This is a genomic window from Olsenella profusa F0195, assembly GCF_000468755.1.
Lineage (GTDB): Bacteria > Actinomycetota > Coriobacteriia > Coriobacteriales > Atopobiaceae > Olsenella_F > Olsenella_F profusa.
Genome location: NZ_AWEZ01000053.1, coordinates 1 through 2463, shown reverse-complemented (window position 1 = coordinate 2463; position 2463 = coordinate 1). Strand labels below are relative to the sequence as shown.

The following is a 2463-nucleotide window of genomic DNA, read 5'->3' as shown; positions in this document are numbered from 1 at the left end:
TGTTGAGGTTCAATAAGAGACGCGCAGATGTCGCACGATAATGTGAGCACCGTTCGCATCGGGAATTGAGCACCTATCGCACGAGTGGCCGTGTTCCAAGCGCAAGGGGCACGGCCGCGCTTTACGTTTCCTCTGGGCGAATTCACCTTGGCAAGCCTTCGCCCGGAGGAGGAAAGGAAGATGACCGTGCCCCTTGACACACAACAGGATATACGCGAGATGGATGCGCGGGGGATACCCAGGGCGAGAATATCCAGGCAGCTGGGAGTGAGCCGCAACACCGTCGCCAGGTACGCTGACATGCAGGACATGTCGCCGAGAGCCCCCATATCCGAGATGCGGCCCCATCCGGCCACCGACACCCATGCCGCCTGGATCGACAGCATACTCGAAGCGGACCTCGGGGCGCCGCGAAAGCAGCGCCACACCGCCAGGAGGATCTTCGACAGGCTGGTGGACGAGCGCGGCTACGGGGGCTCCTACTCGTCGGTGTGCCGATACGTGGCGAGGTGGAGAAAGGAGAATGAGCGAACGTCCCCGCGCGACGGTTACCTTGAGCTCGAATGGTCGCCGGGAACGGCTCAGGTCGATTTCGGCAACTTCCGCTGCAAGATCGCGGGAGCCGCACGTGACATGAAGCTGCTGGTGCTCACGCTCCCTCACTCCAACGCCCGTTTTTGCAGGGCCATGTTCTCCGAGCGCTCGGAGTGCCTCTGCGAAGGGTTGCGCCGCATCTTCGATGGGATCGGGCGCACCCCTGCGCTGCTCGTGCTGGACAACGCAACCGAGGCGGGGCGCATGGTGCGCGGCAAGGTAACCGAGTCAACCCTGTTCTCCCAGTTCAGGGCCCACTATCGCTGCGCAAGTCGCTACTGCAACCCCTACTCGGGCAACGAAAAGGGCTCCGTCGAGAACGCCGTGGGCTTCCTGAGGCGCAATCTTTTGGTGCCACAACCATCCGTCGGCTCTCTGGGTGAGCTCAACTCGATGCTGCGTGCGGGATGCGAGCGAATCAACGCCCGATCCCGCAACGGAGAAGGAAGGCCAACCCCAAGGGTCCTCGCCGAGGACCTCGCGGCAATGTCGGCGCTTCCCGGGGTGGCCTTCGACTCCGTGAGGTGGGTCAAGGCGAAGTCGGACAAGCGCGGCTGTGTCGAGATCTGCGGCAACAGCTACTGCGCGGGCCCTGCCTGGCACAACCGCGAACTCGTCTGCGGAGTGCGACCCGGGAGCATCGAGATGCTCGACGAGCACGGTCGCAAGGTGGCCTTGCTGCAGAGATCCTGGGGAGAAGGCGAGGTCATGCGCAACCCGGCCTCGCTCATACCGGCGCTCGTCGCCAGGCCCCGGGCCTTCGGCGAGTCGACGATAAGGCAGGATATGCCGGAGGCGCTCGTGTCGGCGATAGAGCGCTGCGACAAGGCCGGCAGACGCCAGGTGCTCAGGGCCATCTCGCGCGCGGCTGCGCGCTCGGGCTTTGACGCTGCCTGCAGGGCTGCCGAGGGCATATTCGAATCGGGACGCATGCCGGATGACGCATCGTGCGACCTGCTCGCCCGGAGGATCGCGGGCGGTGAGGACGAGGCCGGAGGCGCCAATCTGGCCGTGTACGACCTGGTCGCAAGGGAGGCGATGCGCGATGTCTGCTAGCGAGGAGATGGCCAAGGAGCTGGTCGAGGTCGGCAAGCGCTGCTCGCTCACCAAGTCGGTACTCGCCGAATGGGCCCGTCGCGGCACGCCCAGGCAGGTGGAGTTCCTGCTTTCCTACCTCGAGGCCGAGGCGCGAAGCCGCGATGCCTCCAAGCGGGCCTCTCTCCTGCGCCGCTGCGCGCTTCCGGCGCTTAAGACCTTCGACGGATATGACTGGGGGAGCGTCTCGTGGCCGCAGGGGTTCGGGCGCGACGACCTCTTGTCCCTGTCCTTCATGCGCGGCAGGGAGGACCTGGTCTTGATGGGCGACGTAGGATGCGGCAAGACCCATATGGCCTGCGCCCTGTGCGTCATGTGCTGCGAGGCGAAGGTCGAGGCCAGGTTCTTCACCGCCTCGTCGCTGGTGATGCGCCTCCGGCGGGCGAACGACGACGGCAGGCTCGACCGCGAGCTCGCGCAGATCGGCCGCGCGGAGCTTCTGGTCATAGACGAGCTGGGCTTTCTGCCCCTCGACGCCGAGGGGGCGCGCCTGCTCTTCCAGGTAATCTCACAAGCTTACGAGACGCAGTCGGTCGTCTTCACCACCAACCTCGAGTTCTCGAGGTGGGGCGTGGTGTTCGGCGACGACCAGATGGCTGCTGCCGTCATCGACCGGGTGGTTCACCACGGCCGTCTTCTGCGCTTCAAGGGAGAATCCTATCGCGTGAGGCACGCCCTCATGCAAGGCGCAGCTCAAGAATAGAGCTCAGAACAGATGCGAGAGTCGCTCAAGAACAGATGCGATTTTTGCTCAAATGGTATTGACAGAACACA

At 64.4% G+C, this 2463-nt stretch carries 2 protein-coding genes; both read left to right on the top strand.

Annotated features, from left to right (window positions below; translation table 11 throughout):
* Positions 1-180 precede the first annotated feature (180 nt).
* Positions 181-1650, top strand: coding sequence for an IS21 family transposase (gene istA, locus HMPREF1316_RS07800; RefSeq protein WP_021726434.1), 1470 nt, complete (start codon positions 181-183; stop codon positions 1648-1650).
* Positions 1640-2392 carry an IS21-like element helper ATPase IstB gene (gene istB / locus HMPREF1316_RS07795; protein WP_021726433.1) on the top strand — a complete coding sequence of 251 codons (753 nt, stop codon included), beginning with the start codon at positions 1640-1642 and terminating at the stop codon, positions 2390-2392. Before istA ends, istB begins: the two co-directional genes overlap by 11 nt.
* Positions 2393-2463 lie beyond the last annotated feature (71 nt).